Here is an 18,015-nt window from a genome sequence, read left to right on the forward strand (position 1 = left end):
TCAAAATTTTTACCAGTGATCTTTCACTGATTTATTTTCAATCAAACGAAATGGCAATACTTTGTGAATGTTATTCTTATCTTCCCCAATGCAGCTCATAAGAATTTTCGCTGCTTCACTTCCCAACTCATAAAACGGCTGGGAAATACTGCTGATAGAAGGCTCAATATAATTGATCATCTCAATTCCGTCAAATCCAAAAACAGATACATCCTCGGGAACCCGGATTCCGCTTTCCAGCAAGGCCTTTACCGCACCTATGGCAACCTCGTCAGACACGGCAAATAATGCAGAAAACTCCTTTTTGCCTTGAAGAAAGCCCTTCATGTCCTCATATCCTCTTTGAAGCCGGTAGCCTCCATGATGAATTAAGTCCAGGTCAGGTTCAATCCCGTGTTTTTTCAAAGCTCTCAAATATCCCTTTAAACGGGGTTCACCTGCATTGGGATCGTTCTTCTCTCCTGCCATCATAAGAATACTCTTATGCCCTCTGCTGCAAAGATGATCCACGGCCACAAAAGCAGCCTGCTCATTGTCAATGGTCACACTGGAAAATGCCTCATCCTGGTAGCTGGTCATAATAAACACCACAGGTATCCTGATTTCCTTTAACCTCTCTGCAATCTGGGCCTCAACTGTATTTCCAATGTAGAAAATACCATCCACCTTACTTCTGACAAAGGTTTCAATGGCTTGTTTTTCTCCGTTAAGCTCCAAAGCCGTCTGGTAAATAATGCCGTTATATCCCTTCTGCCTGTTAAAATCCTCAATTCCCTTCACCACCTTGCTGATTACAGGGCTTGAAATATCAGGAATCATGATTCCAACGGTTTTTGTGGAATTGACCTTTAAGCTTCTGGCTATAACATTGGGTGTATAGTTCAGCTCCTTTACCGCCTCCTCGACGCGGGTCCGAAGATCCGGCTTTACATAAATGTGATTCAGCACCTTAGAGGCCGTCCCAAGACTGACTCCAGCCAGCTTTGCAACATCTTTCAAGTTATATGTTTCTTTCATACAATTCCTCCAAACTTGAAACGTTATAAATAATATATATCACAGTATTTTATTTGTCCATTGACTAATCTTCTATATTTTGTATCTATTTATTGTATATTTTTCACATTTCTTAGTAATTGTTTACAATTTCACAAAGTTGAGTGAGTAAACCTTGATGGCTTCCTGTTTACCGAAGCAAAGCCGTGACGTATTCGGGACTGTTTTCAAGGCATTTTTCAAATCCTGATATGGTTTCCGGAAAATCCAGTCCCTGGGATCTCAGCTTTTCTATGTTCATTGACAGATTTCTGATACCGCCTGCAAAACCATCATCATTTGGAAGCACAAGCTGCCTCTTGTCTTCATTATGAGCCAGCATACCAAGAACCCGGATTCCAGTTTCATAGGAAGAACAGGTGCTTTCGCTGCCAAAATTATAGATGCCGCCGGGCAGTTCCATGGCAGGTTCTATGTTCTTCACCACATCCTGAACCCAGGTAATTCCCCTGTAATCATGGATCGAAAGACTGACTGTCTGGTTCTGGATCAAGGCCTTTAACAGCCTGACCAGAAGATTATTGCTGCTTTTCAATCCCCTTACAGGAAAATCATACATCCAGGAAAGGCGCAGACATATCCCATGAGGCAAAATATCCAGGATTTTTTCTTCCGCCTGCTTCTTGTGCCGGCCGTAAACATTGATCAAAGGTATATGGTCTGTTTCCAGATTTGGCCTTTCCAGTTTGCTTCCGGCATAAATTTGGTCAGAGCTCATGAAAAGGAGCCTGCTGCCGCTTTCTTTACACGCCTTTGCTAAGTTCACAGTTCCATGTAAATTAACTGCCTCAGAAAGTTCAGGGTTCTTTTCACATGTTCCCACATCAGATATTGCGGCGCAGTGAATTACTGCTGCAGGTTTTTTCTCTTTTATAAATTCTGCAACGGCGTATTTATCCGTAGTATCCAAGTCACTGCGACTAGCCCGTATCACCTCATATTCATTTTCATAATATGCTGCAATCCTTGACCCAAGAAAGCCGTCCGCTCCAGTAACCATCATTCTCTTTTTCATATCTTCCGCTCCCGTTTGTTTGATAAGTCCATTATATCAAATGCAGAAAGTATTTCTACCCTTTTTACCTATCACGTAGTCTTATAGCAGCAAAAAAGCAGTAGAGCCATTATAGCCTGCTGCCGGGAAAAGTATTGAAAAAACAATTGTACTCCAAAAAAGGATATGCTATCATTATGGCATGGAACAACCGTGTCACTGCAAGGGCGTTGGCCTTCCATCATTACATAGATGGGAGGTGGTGCAGATGAAGTATGATTTTGAGGACCTCATGGCCTTTGGAATGTTTATCATCGCATTGCTTACCTTTATTTTTTATAATTGTAAGTAGCGTTTTTCTATAAAAGTCCCAGAAATGGGCATAGAAAAACCACCCTTGTATACTTTGACCGAGTTGAAAGGATGGAGTTTTCTATCATTATCATTGGCCAACCCCTTGTATTGGGGCGGTTGTTCCTTTTGTAATTCTAATATAACATATCTGGTATTAGTATTCAAGTACCTATAAGTAGTGAAGTACCTATAAGTAATAAAGTACCTATAGATAAATATATTAATGTCCACTCCCATCTGTTTAATAAATTCATTATACCAAATGCAGAAAGTATTTCTACCCTTTTTACCTATCATGTAGTCTTATAGCAAAAAAAGCAGTAGAGCCATTATAGCCTGCTGCCTGAGAAAAGTATTTAAAAAACAATTGTACTCCAAAAAAGGATATGCTATCATTATGGCATGGAACAACCGTGTCACTGCAAGGGCGTTGGCCTTCCATCATTACATAGATGGGAGGTGGTGCAGATGAAGTATGATTTTGAGGACCTCATGGCCTTTGGAATGTTTATCATCGCATTGCTTACCTTTATTTTTTATAATTGTAAGTAACATTTTTCTATAAAAGTCCCAGAAATGGGCATAGAAAAACTACCCTTGTAAACTTTGGCCAGTTGAAAGGGTAGTATTCTATTCTGAGTATTAGGCCAACCCCTTGTATTGGGGCGGTTGTTCCTTTTGTAATTTTAATATACCATATCTGCCAACAGGATTCAATAGATTATTACATATAAAGCACACTTCATACGCAATAATCACTGCCCCTCCACAAGGCTCACCCCGCCCTCAGAACGTTCAACCCGATAAATCCCTTCCTCTCCCGATACATCAAAGTGCTTTTTCAAAAGGTACTTCGCATCTCTGTCACTCTCCACCACAACCAGACTATCATATCCACTCAGCAGATTCTCCATATTATCCTCATAAAATGCACAAATCCCATCCACATAATCTGCATAAAGCATATACTTTGCGATGTACTGCAAATAATAATCCGTCACCTGTCCGTCAGTATCAGAAGCATAAAGCAAATACCGGCTTTCATCCACCTTTCCCCCATAAGGCCAGCGGTCCCCTGTCACCTCATATACCTTATAAGGCAAAGTCTTCTTATAATTCTTCTGTATAGACTTCATCCCATTGTATTCCGACATCAAAAGGCTTACAGCCAGTGCAGAAAAAATAATAATCCCCTTTTGATACCTGTCTTTGCTCTGCACAGATTTAAAAGCCTTATACGCAGGCATCACATCTCCTCTATAATAAAAGGAGTTTTCAATATCAACTGCTGCGCATAAAACCAATCCCCCCGCAAACAAAATCACAATGCTGGAGGCATAACGCTCAAATCCCGCCAAACGCAGGGCTTCATCAAGGGGCATAGAAAAAATATAAAGTCCCAATATCCCCAGATAATATACCACCAAAACAACATCAAGAGCAATCAATGCCTTCCACAGCTTCCAGCTCTTTTTTATCAATACTGCCGCAAGAACACTGGCCAAAACCGCAGCAATATGAAATCCTGCAACGCCCATGGCAGGGCGGCTGGATAAGTCAAATACAGACTTGATAAACAAAGAAATAATCTGGCTGACTTCCTCCCCGCTTTTTCCGGCAGAAAGGCTTCCCACCGAATCTCCTGAAATTTCAAACTTATTTTCCACCCCCTGAAATCCCCAAGCCATATGAAGCGTCCATAAAACATAGGTCACAGAGGCTCCTGCAATAGAAAGAAACACCGCCGCCCCATTTTTCCAAAAGTCCTTCTCCCTATGGCTGATCCACACATAAACCAGATAAATCAGCCCAATCCCCGCAAATATAATCCCCGTATTTTTTATTATCATCAAAAACCCGGCTATGGGCACAACAGCAATACACGCCCTTTTTATCTCTCCCCTGTACCAATATGCCACCGTAAACAAAACAAGAGTATATATCGGAAGTAAAAAATCAACCAGCAGATTGCTGATCCTGATAGTAATATTAAACACCGACAAAACAGAACAGCCCGCCGCCAGAAATGCATAAAGCAGAAACCGTCTCTTTTCCTTTACAATCCCAAAAACAGCATAAAAACAGGAAAAAATCAAAATCCCCTGAGCCGTCACCATAATCTCCTGGGCATTTCCCACAAAGCGGCAGATAAAATAGATAAAAGAAGAAGTGCCCAAAGGATAATTTTTAAAATCAATCAGACTGGACCCGGCATCCGGAAATGCATCCGTAATAAGCATCTGTTTAACAACAATAGCCCAATGAGAAAAATTATCATAATGAATCAGCTTGTCCGCTATAAGCAGCTGAAAAAACAGCAAACTCCCCAATGCAAAGGTGACCTGAAACAGAGAGGGCCGGAACCTGCCGTACCCTCTCTGTCTGATTACAGGAATCACATATATGAAAAACAGGACCATTCCGGCAATCAGCAAGGCTACAGACCCCTGAAACAAATATCCCGCCAGCCCGCAAAAATAAACCCAGCATCCAATTGCCGAACAAACAAAAACAGGTATGAATTCTGCCTGAAGCTTAAGCGCTGTTCTTGTCAGAATCATCAAGCCCCACAGGGAGCAAAGAACCGCTGCCGTCATCAGAATACTGATTATAACATTCATCTTTTAACCCCTCATTGTTATCACTGTTTTCTGTATCAGCCAAAATCTGATCAAGCTGATTTTTTCTGATAAGGTCCTTTAAGTTATCAAGTTCCAGAAGCTCCTCTGATGAACCTTTTATATAAATTCCTGTCCGCCTCAAAATCAACGGAACTTCATTTACCGTGTGATAAACAAATATACTGTCCGAGCTTCCATTTGCATGAAAATCAGAAACAGAAAAATAACGATAATTAAAATCCACCAGCCTGCAGGAAGCCCCATTGGAGAAAACAATCTCTTTGTCCAGCCTGATCCTGGGCTGCTTTCTCTTATGGGAAAAGGGCCTGCTCAAACGGCTTTTGATATTTCTCAAAATGTCATCATAAGCCGTAATCCACAAATCCATTTTCATCGGCAGGGAATGGGTTCTGTCATATATAATCTGCATATACTGCCGCCTGTCCTTCTCTTCCACCGCCTCAACTGCTGCGGAATAGCGCCAGCCCTTATCCTGTTCTCTCACATAAACAATCTTCCCTTTTAAACACGCCTCATAACCGGATGTTTCAATCCGAAAATCTATGGTTTCATCCTCAGGAATATAAACCGGCTCCTTTGACCAGAAAGACAACCCGTTCTCTGAAACATCTACAGTCGCCGCTTCATATTTTAAGTTCTCATACCTGATAAAGATTTTCTCCTCAGCCCTGATTCTCTCGCTGCTTCGGTACGCTCTCCTGCCCAGCATAAAAAATATGGCATAAAGCAATGCGACCATATTATAGCTGATCCAGAATATAATAATACTGCTGTAAAACAAAGCCCAGCCGTACTTCCCATTTACATAACGGACCATTGCTGCCACAGACAGAGCCAGAAGAATTCCATGAGGAATGGCATAAATCATAAAATCCCAGCCAGTGCCGCCTGACTCCTTCTTTTTATTCGTAACCTTAAACTTCTTCTGATGAATCTGAAATGTCTCAAGGAGCACCGGCACAATGAGATAAGGCATAAATATGGTATCAATAACCTGGCTCCATCTCTGATTTCTTACATTTCCCGACAAATAACGCATGGATAAGCTGTAAAAAAAGTAAGCCGGAAGCCAGAAGACCACCACATCCCAGAAGTTACTGTTAACGATCCTGAAGTCAAACAAAGCAAACAAAATAGGTGCCAGAATAAATATGAGCCTGCTGAAAAAGGACCACCAATATAAAAAGCTGTTTAAATAAGTAATCCTGGAAAGCAGAGGAAGCTTTGAAGTAAAAACCGCATTGGTATTCTGAAGGCTTTGAATCACACCTCCAGCCCAGCGGACCCTTTGCTTTAACATGCTTTTGACCGTAGTGGTAGTAAGCCCGGCAGCCTGGATTTCATCCGTCGCATAAGTAATGTATCCGGCTTTCTGTATGCGTATGCTGGTTTCAAAGTCTTCTGTAATGGTATTTAAAGGAAACCCTCCAATTTCTTCCATAGCCGCTCTTGAAATTACCGTATTGCTTCCTGTATAGGCCACAGAGTTGGAAGAATTTCTCATAATATTAACTTCTCTGGAAAAGAAATCCTGTTCATTGGGAATATTTCTTTCCGCATATAAATTGAACTGAAATAAATCCGGGTTGTAAAAACTCTGAGGTGTCTGAATCAGCCCCATTTTGAAATCGTCAGTCCGTTCCTCTTCCCTGCGAAGCCTCCACTGCCCATCTTCTTTAATAAATTCTGAAAGCATAAAATAAGGAACGGTCTTCATCAAAAAGGTATGCTGAGGAATCATATCCGCATCAAAGGTGGCAATCAGAGGAGAGGAAGTCTTGCTTAATGCATTGTTTAAATTCCCTGACTTTGCATCCTTATTATCAGCAAGCCCCAGATATCCCACGCCAAACCGGGCCGCCAGGTCTGCGATCTCCTTCCTATTTCCATCGTCGCACAGGTAAATATGCACCTTTTTCTTATCCGGATAATCCATAAAGGTACAGGCATTGACCGTTTTATACAGAATCTCTTCCGGCTCATTGTGAGTCGCTATAAAAACATCTACATCCGGATAATACTCCTCCGGTATGACAGGACACTCCAAACGAAATTTATTCATCTTCATCTTTTGGTAAAAAAGCTCAAAGGTGGTAAATACAGTAACGATTTCTGCTGCCAGAAGAAGAATCCCAAATATCAGATTGAGCAGGCCATCATGAACAGGCAGAGTAAATACAGCACGCCACCCCAGATAAATGGTCATCAAAACCATGGCTGTAATAAATATTCTGTTCCGCTTCTTTTCTTCGTTTTTCATAGCCAGCCTCCTATAGGCAAAACACCCACCGCTGCTGCATGTGATAGCTGAAAACAAACAGACAGGCATCACACACCATCTTTACCAATTTTTCATCAAGACCCAGCATCTGGTGAAGCATGTAAACACCTGCTGCTGAAAGCAGCATATTGACACCGCTCAGTACCAGATACCGGGCCAGTCCGTGACCCTTGTCCCGTCCTTTCTGAAACACAAAATTTTTATTCATTACATAATTAAAGGACATGGACATGCACCGTGCGGCTGCCGTAGCGGCCATGATGCGCAGAAAATCCTGTCCCTCCATAACCGTTCTTAACAAGTCAAACAGCACCCAGGCAACAGCCATATCAATTACTGTACTGACAAGAGACACGGAGAAAAACTTCATAAACCCTGAGACAACCACCTTCATAACCGACAAGCTGTCCCAAAGGGCATGGAAATGAGTTCCTTCATTTCCCTTTTCATAAACAGTCTCAATGGGAATGGTACGAACGGGAACCTTTGACCTGATACAGGAAATCAAAACCTGAGTCTCATATTCAAACCGGTCTCCCTTTATATTCAGCATCTGATCCATAAGCTTTGGGCCGAATGCCCTTAAACCTGTCTGAGTATCAGGAATGTAATTTCCATACAGACCTGCAAACACCAGAGATGTGATGCGGTTTCCTATGAGTGACTTTGGGGGGACCCCTGCCTTCTTAAAGTCTCTCACACCCAGCCAAAGGCCATCCGGACAATCTCCGGCCGCCATTGCCAGCCTGTATACATCCTCTGCCATGTGCTGGCCGTCAGAATCTGCCGTTATCACACTGCTGCAGCCGGACAGATTCTCCTTTATATATTGGTATCCAGTCTTAAGAGCACAGCCCTTTCCCTGGTTTTTACCATGATGGAGTACGGTACACCCCTCTCTCTCCAATTCCCGGAAGATATGGCCGTATTCCTTTCCTGACCCGTCATCCACAACAACGATGTGGAATGCCTTATATCGGTTCAGTTCCCTTACATAAACGGTCAGTCTTTCATCTGGTTCCAAAGACGGAATAAGAACAATGCTTCTTTTCATGTTTTGGCTCATTTTCGCTAACCCCCATCTGTTTGGAGAACTCGAAGTACCGGCCTAATCATATCGGTTTCATAGGTGCAAAGTCAATAGATGAGGGCCAAGGAAAGACTGGATGGAAGCAACACGCCAGACATGGAAAAAATGTGCTGACCCTATATTTTCGTACAAAAAAAGAACCGGACCGCTCCGGATCTCACCATATTTCGCTTATCTCATATCCTTTAAGCCTTAACCCCCACTTCTCCCGGAACACACTCTGCCTTTATCAACTTTAACCCAGTAATGCCAACAAGACCGGCTCACAAAAATAAAAGGGAAATGACTGCTGTTTTTATAAATTATTTTCCCGTATTGACTCTCACAAAAAAGTATTATAAAATCGCAACATAACATAAATCACCAGAGAGGAAACACACATGCTAAAAAACTTAAAAGTTGGAAGAAGACTGCTTACAGCATTCCTCATCGTCGTACTGTTTTCAGGTTTAGCCGGCGGAATCGGTATTGCGCTGATTCGCACCGTTAATCATGAATATAAGACCACCTTAGAGGACTATGGATTTGCCCAGGGAGATATCGGAGCTTTGGGACAGGCGTTTCAGGCTCACCGGGCCACAGTTTTATACATTATTTATTCCGACAGCCAGGAAGAAACGGATAAACAAAAAGAGATTTTAAACACTCAGATCAACACCATCAACCAGGCCATGGAGCAGGTTGGAACCCGTATAAAAACAGCTTCTGAAAAAGAGCTTTACAAACAATTACAGGATCAGATGACTACATACGACGGAATCCGAAGCCAGACAATCCAGCTTGCCGGCAAATCTTCCCTGGAGGCCATGACCTTTTTCCGCACTAACGCCGCACCTTTGGCCGCAGAAATCGCCGGTACGATCAATACCATAATGGCAGATAAATCAGGCGGCGGCAACATGCATTCAGAGGCCCTTTCCCGGCAAACTGCCATATTCACTGCAGTTATGAGCGCAGTAATTCTTATCTCCATCATTTCCTCCGTTATGATTGCCACCTCCATTACAAAGGGAATTACCCGGCCCATTGACCAGATAAAAGAAGTTGCAGACCGGATGGCCCAGGGTGACTTAAAATGCCGTCTGGAATACCAGTCAAAGGATGAATTGGGACATCTGGCCGACACCATGAGAACCATGATGGAACGGATTTCCTATTACATGGATTATATCTCCGCCACCACCGGCAAGCTGGCCCATGGAGATCTGGATATTCCCCATGACCAGGAAGAATTTAAGGGAGAATTCCGCTTCGTACAGATTTCCATACAGGACTTAATCACCTCCTTAAACGATATCATGACAAAAATCACCATGGCTTCCGATCAGGTGGCTATGGGCGCAGAACAGGTGGCAGGCGGTTCCCAGGCATTAAGCCAGGGGGCAACAGAGCAGGCATCTTCCATTGAAGAACTGGCCGCCACCATCACCGATATTTCCAACCATATAAACCAGAACGCAGAAAACGCAGCGGAGACCAACACTCAGATGAGCAGTACCTCCTCAGAACTGGAACTGGGCAAAGCCCGGATGGGGGAACTGACCGCAGCCATGGAGGAAATCAACCATGCCTCCACAGAGATTGGAAAAGTCATAAAAACCATAGAAGACATTGCTTTCCAGACTAATATCCTGGCCCTCAATGCAGCCGTAGAAGCGGCAAGAGCAGGGGAGGCCGGTAAAGGCTTTGCCGTGGTGGCCGATGAAGTCAGAAACTTAGCCAACAAAAGCCAGGAAGCCTCGAAGGAAACAGCAGCTCTGATTGAGCGGGCCCTGGCCTCCATTGAGACAGGAAACACAATTGCAAGGGATACGGCCCAGTCCATGGACCGTATCGTCCGGTCCTCCGGCACAGTTGCAAATCTGGTATACCAGATATCCTCAGCTTCCGAGAATCAGGCCCTTGCCGTATCCCAGGTAACCCTGGGCGTTGACCAGATATCCAGTGTGGTTCAAACCACCTCCGCCACCTCCGAAGAGAGCGCTGCCGCAAGTCAGGAAATGGCAGGACAGGCCCAGATGCTGAAGAATTTAATCGGACATTTTAAATTAAAGAACTAATATAAAAAACAGAGGCGGGAGAACGGTTTTACCGCCATTCTCCTGCCTCTGTTTTTATATTTTTAAATCATCTCTTCCATCATAGCTCTCAGCTTGTCCACCGTCTTTCCGGCATCAAGTCCTGTCTCATCAATGGTAATATCCGCATATTTTTCATAATAAACGATCCGCTCATCATACAAATCCCTTAAGGTCATCCCGTCCTTTAACGCCACCCCGCGGTCCACTAAGTTTCCAAGGCGTTCTTCCACCGCCTCGTAGCTGAGCTTTAAATAAACCACAATGCTGATTTTCTTCAAGTGCTCCATGGCTTCTTTTCCGTAAATCACGCTTCCGCCCGGAGCAATGACGCTGTGATGAACATTCAATCCTGCATTTACCCGGTTTTCCACCTCTAAAAAGCCATCTGTGCCCTCCTGGGCTATGATTTCCTTTAAAAGGCGTCCCTCCTGCTCCTGAATCAGGATGTCCACATCCACAAAGGAATATCCAAGGCGCTTGGCTAGCAGCACGCCAACGGTGCTTTTGCCAGAAGCCGGCATTCCAATCAGGGTGATGTTATCGATTTTGTTTCTCATTTGTTCTTCCTCCTGGGTGATGGCTTTTTCTGCGTCTTTTTCACAGAATAACCAAAGCTTCCAAGCTTTTTCCCCAATTCAAAATATTCTCCGTGGGAATAAGCCACCAGCCCGGCCTGGTTGAGATGAAATTTATTCTTTTCATCCATATACTGGCCGTCTACAGTCACACCTGTAATCTGAGCTAAAAACAAATCATGGCTTCCCAAATGCTTTATTTCCGTCACCTTACAGGCCAGATTCACCGGACTTTCCCCAATTCCCGGCACCCGGCATTTTTCCAGAGTACAGGGAGTCAGTTTCATCTGGGCAAACTTATCCACATCCCGTCCTGATTTCACCCCGCAGTAATCCGCTGCCCGGACTAAGTCCTTGGTGACCAGATTCACTACAAATTCTCCGGTTTCCTTTATAATATCATAGGAATACCGTTCCCTGCGGACGGAAATGGACAGCATGGCAGGAGTGGAACATATGGTTCCCGCCCAGGCCACAGTTATAATGTTAGGGGTCTGTCCCTCCCTGGCACAGGTCACCATAACCGCTGGCACCGGATAAAGCATATTTCCCGGCTTCCACGGAATTTTCCGGGCAACCGGGGCTTTTTTCTTTTCATTAGAACTTTGATTTTTCACGTGACCGGGTCCTCCTATTCCTGAACCGCCATCATAATGCCGGGAATCAACTGCTTTTTCCTGGACACAACTCCAGGCAGGCTGATGGTGTGTTCCCTGCCCTCTTTCGGATCTTCCTCTGCCCGGAATGCTCCGGCCACCATCTGTCTGGCACCTGTGCCTTCACACAGCAGTTCTGTAGATTCCGTAAGGATGTTGGTGAGCATGAAAAACATCATATCCATGTCATGCTCTCCCCTGGCTTTTTTCATATAAGGAAGCATGCGCTCCTCCAGCTCCTGCAGCTCCACCGAATTTAAGGAACTGATCTGTCCCACTCCAAAGGATACTTTTCCGGCTGTAAACTTTTTAAAATCCTGGTAAAAGATCTCTCCATCCGTCTTTCCCTTTAAGTTGCTTCCTGCCGCAAACATGGCACTTGCATATCTTTCCAGTTCAATTCCCGCAATATCCGCAAGAGCTATGGCTGCCTGTTTGTCCACTGCCGTACAGGTGGGGGACCGGAACAAAAGAGTATCCGAAATAATGGCACTGCAAAGCAGACCCGCAATTTGAGGCTCTATGGCAACATGGTTTTCCTGATACATCTGATAGACAATGGTGGCCGTACAGCCCACCGGCTGATTACGGAAAAATACCGGTGAAATGGTGGACACGGTTCCAAGCCTGTGGTGATCGATGATTTCCAGGATATCTGCGCTCTCCATGCCCTCTACTGCCTGGGACTTTTCGTTGTGATCCACCAGAATCAATCGTTTTCCCTTGGCACCCAGCAAGTTCCGTCGGGATATCATCCCCTTATATCTGCCGTCTTTATCAAGGATGGGGAAATACCGGTGGCGTTTGCTTGCCATAACCTCCTTGATATCATCAATGTAATCCTCTTCCTCAAAGGTAAGCAGGCCCTCAGTCTTCATGAAATAGCTGATGGGCATACTCTGGTTGACCAGACGTGCAGCCATAAAGGTGTCATAGGGAGTGGTCATGACGGTGCAGCCCCGCTCCTGAGCCAGCTTCTTTATGGTCATGGATACTGACGCACCTTCGCATACAATGATGCAGGCAGCGTCCATTTCAATGGCGCAGAGCTGGGACTCATAACGGTTTCCCAGAATCACCAGATCTCCTTTGGAAATATAAAACTCCATCATATCCGGGTTGGCCGCCGCTATAAGGACCTTTCCCTGATTGAAATATTCATTTTCATTTCCCACCACCATGGCGCCTTCCAGGGTTTCCAGAATATTGGCATACTGGGTATTGGCCTTTGACAAAATGCTGCTGTCGTATACATTCATATAGGACTTTGCAATATCGCCTACTGTAATCAGGCCTTCCAGCATTCCGTCATCTGTAATTGCGGCTATGGTTTCCGCATTAACCTCCTGCATCAGCTTCCAGGCATTCTTTAAAGACAGGTTCTTTCGCACCCCTCTTGATTTCCTGATTTCAATATCCCGTGCCTGGGTTTTCACATTTTCAATAAACTGGGGAGCTTCCACGTTAAAATAGTTGAGCACGAACTGAGTCTCCTCATTGACGTGCCCCGCTCTTCCCGGCTGATAGTCCTCCCCGGTCAGTTCTCTTTTTAAATTTGCATAGCAAATGGCCGAACAAATGGAATCTGTATCCGGGTTTCTATGTCCTATGACAATGGTCTTTCTTTTACTGCTTTCTCCCATTCCTTCCTCCTGTTTTCATAAACTGTTTACAACAAGTTCACATTCCGTTCACATGTGTTTTTTATACTAAATGCATAGAAATCACATATGACAACTTGATTTAACAATCAAATTGCACATAGATTTTTCATAATTACCCCGGTTGTCACCAACCGGGGTCTCCTCATGTCCTGAGGTATATCTTTCAATCATGTACTCCATTATACCATAATTTATTAAATTGTAAATAAGAGGGAATTGTTCCCCGAAGATGAAAAATCCCGCTGATACGAAAATCGTAAAAGCGGGTATTTTTATCATGCATCAATCAAGGATCAGACGGGCTGCTCCATAGATTCCTGCATCATTGCCCAAAGTCGCCAAAAGAATTTTGCTCTTATTCTGGGAAATGGGCGTAAATTTATCGTAATGCTTATAAATATTGTCAATTAAAAACGGTCCTGCCTTTGATACCCCTCCGCCGATAACGAAAACTTCCGGGTCTGTTGTCATGGAAATATGGGCAAGGGTCAGTCCCAGATAGCGGCCTACCACTTCCATAACAATACAAGCCAGCTCATCTCCTGCTTTGGCTGCATCCAGCACATCCTTGGCAGTCACATGATCACCGTACTCCCTGAGTACGGAAGGAATGTCCAGGGCAGCCATCTTTCTTCTGGCCTCCCTTGCGATTCCGGTGGCACTGGCAACCTGTTCTACGCAGCCTACGCCGCCGCAGTTGCAGCTTTCCGTCTCATCATCCCGGATGTGCATATGCCCGATTTCTCCTGCAAGGCCATGCTTTCCGGCAACGATCTTCTGGTCTATGATCACGCCTCCGCCTACTCCTGTGCCCAGGGTGACCATAACGATATCGTCATAGCCCTTTCCTCCGCCCTGCCACATTTCACCGAGAGCAGCCACATTGGCATCATTTCCGCTCTTTACGGGAAGGCCGTGAAGCCTTTCGCTCATTTCCCGTTCCGGATACATGTCCCGCCAGCCAAGGTTGACGCAGACCTCCACATATCCGTTTGGCATAACAGGGCCGGGCACTCCCATGCCCACCCCCTCTACCTCATCGAGAGAAATGCCACGTTCCTCCAGAACCTTTAAGATGGAATTGGAAACATCTTCTATGATGTGTTTCCCTCCCTCTTCCTTTCTGGTAGGAACCTCCCACTTCTGGATCAGGGTTCCTGTTACTTCAAACAAACCGATTTTGACGGAGGTTCCGCCCACGTCAACACCAATGCACTTCATTCCCATGTTCCGCTCGCTCCTTCTCCTTTTGTATTATGCCTCTGCTTTCCTTACAGAGCTCTTGCAGCCTCTGCCACACGCTCTGCAGTGAATCCAAAGTGCTCAAACAACTGGTTTGCCGGACCGCTGGCTCCAAACCCTTTCATGGTCACATAAGCTCCGTCAAGTCCCACATATTTGCCCCAGCCGAAATCACTTAATGCTTCCACAGCTACACGCTTGCGGACTGCCTTTGGAAGAACGGATTCCTTATATTCCTCTGTCTGCTCCTCAAATAAGTCCATACATGGCATGGAAACCACACGTACCTTTTTGTCGGAGAGAAGGCCCTTGGCTTTGACTGCAAGCTCCACCTCAGAGCCGCTGGCAATGAGAATCAGATCCGGAGTTCCTTCACAGTCATCAATGACGTAGCCGCCCTTTAAAGCCTCCTTGCTGCTTCCCGGCATAGGAGTCAGGTTCTGTCTTGTGAGTACAAGGGCAGTAGGTGTATTTTTAGAAGTCAATGCAGAATACCATGCTGCTTCTGTCTCTGTTCCGTCACAGGGGCGGAATACATGGAAATTAGGCATTGCCCTTAACATGGCAAGCTGTTCAATTGGTTCATGGGTAGGTCCGTCTTCCCCTACACCGATGCTGTCATGAGTGAGCACATAGATGAGAGGCAGTCCCATCAAAGCGGATAAACGGGCCATAGGCTTTGTGTAATCGCTGAACACAAAGAAAGTGGACACATACGCCCGAAGGCCGCCGTGAAGCATCAGTCCGTTTCCAATGGCAGTCATACCCAGTTCCCGCACGCCAAAATGCAGGTTGCGGCCAGCCCTGTTATCCCTGGAGAAATCTCCCATATCAGACATAATGGTCTTGGTAGAAGGAGCCAGGTCAGCAGAACCTCCCACCAGCCCAGGCAGATAGGTCTTGATGCGGTTTAATACCTGACCGGATAAACTCCTGGTAGCATCGGGCTTTTCCTGTTCCTTCCAGAAATCTGCACATGCTTCCACTGCCTTTTCTCCTGCATCCGGGTCATGGTATGAGTTCCACAGCTCTTCCATCTCAGGATACTCCTGACAGTATGCGGCAAACATCACGTTCCAGGCCGCTTCTGTTTCTGCCTTTTCCGCTGCGATCTTTCTATAGTTGTCATAAACTTCCTCCGGCACAAAGAAAGGCTCGTTGGAAGGCCAGTTTAAATACTCTTTCAGCGCTGAAACATTGTCAGCTCCCAAAGGCTCTCCGTGAGCGCTGGCTTTTCCCTGCTTGCCCGGACAGCCGTAGCCGATCTCGGTCTTGATGGTGATAAAGGAAGGACGGTCCGCCTCTGCCTTTGCCTCTTCAATGGCCTTTCCGATGGCTTCTAAATCGTTTCCATCCTCTACGGTAATGGTTTGAAAACCAAAAGCTTCCATCCGCTTCTGAACGTCTTCCGTAAATGCAATGTCAGTGCTTCCTTCTATGGAAATCTTATTGGAATCATACAGAACAATCAGCTTTCCAAGGCCAAGAGTGCCTGCCAAAGACAATACCTCGGAGGAAATGCCCTCCATCATGCATCCGTCTCCGCCCAGCACATAGGTGTAATGATCTACAACAGGATATTCCTCTTTGTTAAATACAGAGGCAAGATGGCTCTCAGCCATAGCCATACCAACAGCCATGCCCATACCTGCGCCCAAAGGACCTGTCGTCGCCTCTACTCCTATGGTGTGACCGTATTCCGGATGGCCCGGTGTCTTGGAACCCAGCTGGCGGAAATTCATCAAATCCTCTTTTGACAAATCCCCGTATCCGAATAAGTGAAGCAGGGAATACAAAAGCATGGAACCATGACCCCCTGATAAGACAAAACGGTCCCTGTTGGCCCACTGGGGATCTGCCGGATTATGATTCATATGGTTTGCCCATAGCTCATAAGCGGCTGATGCACAGCCCAGGGGAAGTCCTGGATGGCCGGAATTGGCCTTCTGGACGGCATCCGCAGAAAGGATTCGGATTGCGTTAATTGACATGGTATCGACATTGCTCATTGGTATTGTCCTCCTATTTGTAATCTTATTTCTTTCATATGCTGGGGTCCTGTAACAATCAGAGTATTGGGATATCTTCCATTCCGGATTTTGGATACCGGAAAATCAAATGTTCCGGCGAATTTAAGACGTCCGGACATATTGTAAACTCTGCACGAATCTTCATTATACAAAATAACATGAGCTCCGTCAATATCAGCATAAGTATACGGATACTGGAACTCCTTGGAAAATACAAGGCTGCCGTCCGGCTTATAGACTTCCAGGCGGTAAGGGTTCTCTCCCTCTGAATGGTTCACAATCAGCCCTGCGTATTTATCGGAATAAAACACGCTTTTTATCTCATCCTTCACTTCCACCTGCCGGATCAGCTCCGGAGAAAGGGCATTTTTCGTGGAGTAGAAGGACACGCTGTTGTCTGCAAAGGCGCAGGAATAAGTGTCGCTTAAAAAATCTACCTCCGCAACAAAGGAGGCTTCGTAAGGCTCATCAAATCCGCCTACCAGCCTGTCCGGAATGCTTTTTCCGATTTCTGCGAAATTGTGAAACGCCACCCTGCCGTTTAGGGTTCCGCTTTTTAAATACGCATAGGCCCCCATAAGCTGGGTGCCGTCAGGAGATAAGCTGATATCCACAGGATAGCCTGATTCCCCGCCCAAAAGGGCTTTGATCTGCACATCCAGAGGACTTCCATCCCGTTTGAAAAAATGAATATAATTTGACGTGGTATCCTCCAAAACTACAGCAACCACTCCCTGGGAGGACACCGCGGCCTTTACAATGGGAAGCACCGTGGAGGCGGTTCCCGTTTTTCCTGACTTATCAAAGATATAGATGGAGTTTCCCTGCTGATCCGCAATGACCGCATGATTTCCGTTGACGCTGGCTGAAGGGGATTTCATCTCATAGCTTTCTATCCACACCTCTTTGCCCGTGGAATCCAGATAGGAAGCCCCATCCTTGCTGTATTTCAATACATTGGAGCCGAATTTCAGATAGCCTACATAGCTGCCCTCGTTCATCTCCTTTTCCCATACCACACTGTAGCCTTTATACTGATAGAAAGTCAGAAAACCGTATAAGCCCATGGCTCCTGCTCCCACCAGGAGAAGCAGTGCCAGAAATATTTTAATCCTTCTCTTTTTTCCCCTTGTCCGGGCTTTTTTTATAGCTTCCCCGCTGTCTTCTTCCCTTCCGGGAGAGGAAGGAACAATCTGCCTCCGCAGTTGATTCTTTTTAATCTCTCTGTTCATAGAGTTCATATCACTCATGCAGTTTTCTCCTGAGAATGCCTGTAACAAACAGCCTGAATTTGCCTGTAAAACACAGTTTATGTTAGTATACATCATTTTAAGGAGAAACGCATTATCT

The 18,015-nt window shown here is 45.3% G+C and carries 12 protein-coding genes; 1 reads left to right on the forward strand and 11 read right to left on the reverse strand.

The window, feature by feature from the left end; translation table 11 throughout:
- Positions 1-9: 9 nt before the first annotated feature.
- From V7M78_RS05820 to V7M78_RS05840, 5 genes are all read right to left on the reverse strand, one after another.
- Positions 10-1,017 (reverse strand): LacI family DNA-binding transcriptional regulator, encoded by a 1,008-nt coding sequence (locus tag V7M78_RS05820; protein WP_333647370.1) that lies wholly within the window; start codon positions 1,015-1,017, stop codon positions 10-12.
- Positions 1,018-1,186: 169 nt separating this feature from the next.
- A complete protein-coding gene (locus tag V7M78_RS05825; protein WP_333647372.1) occupies positions 1,187-2,071 on the reverse strand; it encodes an SDR family oxidoreductase in 885 nt (294 codons plus the stop codon).
- A 1,088-nt stretch (positions 2,072-3,159) separates the two neighbouring features.
- A complete protein-coding gene (locus tag V7M78_RS05830; RefSeq protein WP_333647374.1) occupies positions 3,160-5,025 on the reverse strand; it encodes a hypothetical protein in 1,866 nt (621 codons plus the stop codon).
- Positions 4,940-7,306 (reverse strand): glycosyltransferase family 2 protein, encoded by a 2,367-nt coding sequence (locus V7M78_RS05835; protein WP_333647376.1) that lies wholly within the window; start codon positions 7,304-7,306, stop codon positions 4,940-4,942. The genes V7M78_RS05830 and V7M78_RS05835 overlap by 86 nt, the downstream gene beginning before the upstream one ends.
- Before the next feature lie 10 nt (positions 7,307-7,316).
- Positions 7,317-8,393: a bifunctional glycosyltransferase family 2/GtrA family protein gene (locus V7M78_RS05840; RefSeq protein WP_333647378.1), complete on the reverse strand. Its 1,077-nt coding sequence runs from the start codon at positions 8,391-8,393 to the stop codon at positions 7,317-7,319.
- Between the two features lie 404 nt (positions 8,394-8,797).
- Here V7M78_RS05840 and V7M78_RS05845 point away from each other — a divergent pair, with 404 nt between their 5' ends.
- Positions 8,798-10,477, forward strand: a complete 1,680-nt coding sequence (locus tag V7M78_RS05845) for a methyl-accepting chemotaxis protein (RefSeq protein ID WP_333647380.1) — start codon at positions 8,798-8,800, stop codon at positions 10,475-10,477.
- 62 nt (positions 10,478-10,539) lie between these two features.
- On the opposite strand, the gene V7M78_RS05850 is transcribed toward V7M78_RS05845, so the two are convergent.
- From V7M78_RS05850 to V7M78_RS05875, 6 genes are all read right to left on the reverse strand, one after another.
- A complete protein-coding gene (locus V7M78_RS05850) occupies positions 10,540-11,055 on the reverse strand; it encodes a shikimate kinase (protein WP_333647382.1) in 516 nt (171 codons plus the stop codon).
- A complete protein-coding gene (locus V7M78_RS05855) occupies positions 11,052-11,618 on the reverse strand; it encodes a flavin reductase family protein (RefSeq protein ID WP_333647467.1) in 567 nt (188 codons plus the stop codon). Before V7M78_RS05855 ends, V7M78_RS05850 begins: the two co-directional genes overlap by 4 nt.
- A gap of 86 nt (positions 11,619-11,704) precedes the next feature.
- Positions 11,705-13,372, reverse strand: a complete 1,668-nt coding sequence (locus V7M78_RS05860; protein ID WP_333647384.1) for a putative manganese-dependent inorganic diphosphatase — start codon at positions 13,370-13,372, stop codon at positions 11,705-11,707.
- A gap of 303 nt (positions 13,373-13,675) precedes the next feature.
- Entirely contained in the window at positions 13,676-14,620 is a 945-nt protein-coding gene (locus V7M78_RS05865; protein WP_333647386.1) for an ROK family glucokinase, read from the reverse strand.
- 44 nt (positions 14,621-14,664) lie between these two features.
- Positions 14,665-16,644: a transketolase gene (tkt, locus tag V7M78_RS05870; RefSeq protein WP_333647388.1), complete on the reverse strand. Its 1,980-nt coding sequence runs from the start codon at positions 16,642-16,644 to the stop codon at positions 14,665-14,667.
- Positions 16,641-17,915, reverse strand: a complete 1,275-nt coding sequence (locus V7M78_RS05875; RefSeq protein ID WP_333647390.1) for a DUF5711 family protein — start codon at positions 17,913-17,915, stop codon at positions 16,641-16,643. The genes tkt and V7M78_RS05875 overlap by 4 nt, the downstream gene beginning before the upstream one ends.
- Positions 17,916-18,015 lie beyond the last annotated feature (100 nt).

Source organism: Lacrimispora sp., assembly GCF_036758025.1.
GTDB lineage: Bacteria > Bacillota > Clostridia > Lachnospirales > Lachnospiraceae > Lacrimispora.